General features: G+C 72.3%; 3 protein-coding genes and 1 tRNA gene. 3 read left to right on the top strand and 1 reads right to left on the bottom strand.

Annotation, left to right across the window (positions count from 1 at the left end; translation table 11 throughout):
- On the top strand, positions 1–393 hold a 393-nt coding region (locus ACTSKS_RS10985; protein WP_442927555.1), incomplete at its 5' end, for a carboxymuconolactone decarboxylase family protein.
- A 57-nt stretch (positions 394–450) separates the two neighbouring features.
- Positions 451–813, top strand: coding sequence for a GNAT family N-acetyltransferase (locus tag ACTSKS_RS10980; RefSeq protein WP_095695335.1), 363 nt, complete (start codon positions 451–453; stop codon positions 811–813).
- Positions 814–878: 65 nt separating this feature from the next.
- Here the strand turns inward: ACTSKS_RS10980 and ACTSKS_RS10975 are convergent.
- A tRNA-Pro gene (locus ACTSKS_RS10975) sits at positions 879–955 on the bottom strand.
- 131 nt (positions 956–1086) lie between these two features.
- Between ACTSKS_RS10975 and ACTSKS_RS10970 the strand changes: the two genes are divergently transcribed.
- Positions 1087–1515: a hypothetical protein gene (locus ACTSKS_RS10970; RefSeq protein WP_442927554.1), complete on the top strand. Its 429-nt coding sequence runs from the start codon at positions 1087–1089 to the stop codon at positions 1513–1515.
- Positions 1516–1619 lie beyond the last annotated feature (104 nt).

The raw sequence follows: 1619 nt of genomic DNA, 5'->3' as shown, positions 1-1619 counted from the left end.
GCGCGCGCCGCCGCCGAGCAGGCCGGGCTGGACCGGCAGCTCGTGGAGCTCGTGAACCTCCGGGTCTCCCAGCTCAACGGCTGCGTGTTCTGCCTGGACCGGCACACCCGCCAGGGCGCCGACGCCGGTCTGAGCGTGCAGCGCATGGGGCTGCTGCCGGCGTGGCGTGAGGCAGGGGCCGTGTACTCGGAGCAGGAGCGCGCCGCGCTCGAGCTCGCCGAGGCGGTCACGGACCTCCCCGAGCAGGAGCAGCTGAACTACGTGCAGGCCTCCACGGCCGCCGTGCTCACGGACGCCCAGTACGCGGCCGTGCAGTGGGTCGCGATCGTGATGAACCTGACGAACCGCATCTCGATCCTGTCCCATCACCCCGTGCGGCGCCGGGACGGCTGACCCCTTCCCCGTCGTCGGCCCGGCGGCGGGGTCCACCCAGGAACGAGAGGATCGACCATGTCCGAGCAGACCCCCAGCCTGGAGCACCCGCAGGTCCGCAAGAACGGGGAGAGGTACGAGATCGTCGTCGATGACGCGGGCACGGTGGCCGGCTTCACGGTGGCGATCGACGACGACACCGCCGACGGCCCGGCCCAGCGGATCTTCCCGCACACCAAGGTCGACCACCAGTACGAGGGCCGGGGTCTGGCCTCGACCCTCGTGCGCGAGGCGCTGAAGGACACCGTGGCCGCGGGCCGCCGGATCGTCCCCGTGTGCCCGTACGTGAAGGACTGGGTGGACGAACACGACGACGTGGCCGGCGAAGTGGACCCGGCGGGCCCCGAGCATCTGCGGTTCCTGGAGTCCCGCCAGGACTGACGCACCGCACCCGGTGAGCACCCGGAGACGAGAAGAGCCCCCGCCGATCCGGCGGGGGCTCTTGCTGGTCGGGGTGACAGGATTTGAACCTGCGGCCTCGTCGTCCCGAACGACGCGCGCTACCAAGCTGCGCCACACCCCGTTGGAGGTCTCAGACCTGAATCCAACAGAGACCGACTATACCAGCCACACCGGGTGCCGCCAAACCGAGATGCGGGGCAGAATCGCACGCGTGAGACCTCTGCACACCCGACGAGTCCGAGGGAGGGCGACATGAGCTGGTGGCCGTTCCCGCGTTCCTCCGCGGGCCCCTCCCCCGACGACGACGGCGCCCCGGCCGCCGCCGAGCTCGAGGAGGCCGTGGCGGCCCTGCGACAGCTGTTGCGCGCGGAGCGGCACCGACTGCGCCCGGACAGCTGGGCCCTCGCGTGGGAGATGGTCGAGCACGCCGCCGAGTACAGGCCGGCCTGGGCTCGCCTGCAGCGCACACGGCCCGTGGAGACCCAGGAGCTCGTGCTCGCCCTCACCGGGCGCTTGGAGCCGCTGCTGTGCGACTTCCTCGCTCTCCCCGACTCGGAGAAGCCCACCCATGCCGACGCCGTGCACGCGCGCCTTCGGGAGCAGAGCACGGAGCACGGCCGGCTGCGCCGCCGGCTCACCCGCGCGCTCACGGCGCGGCTGCGGGCCGGCGAGGAGCTCTGAGCGCCGAGGGGGAGGCACCCCGGAACGCAGAAAGCCCCGTGCAGATCGCACGGGGCCGCCCGGTGAATCCTCCCGGGAATGCGGGAAGGGCCTCGCACACAACG

This window comes from Micrococcus sp. TCR-5, from assembly GCF_052220525.1.
GTDB classification, from domain to species: Bacteria; Actinomycetota; Actinomycetes; order Actinomycetales; family Micrococcaceae; genus Micrococcus; species Micrococcus luteus.
This window is presented reverse-complemented; position numbering and strand designations above follow the sequence as displayed.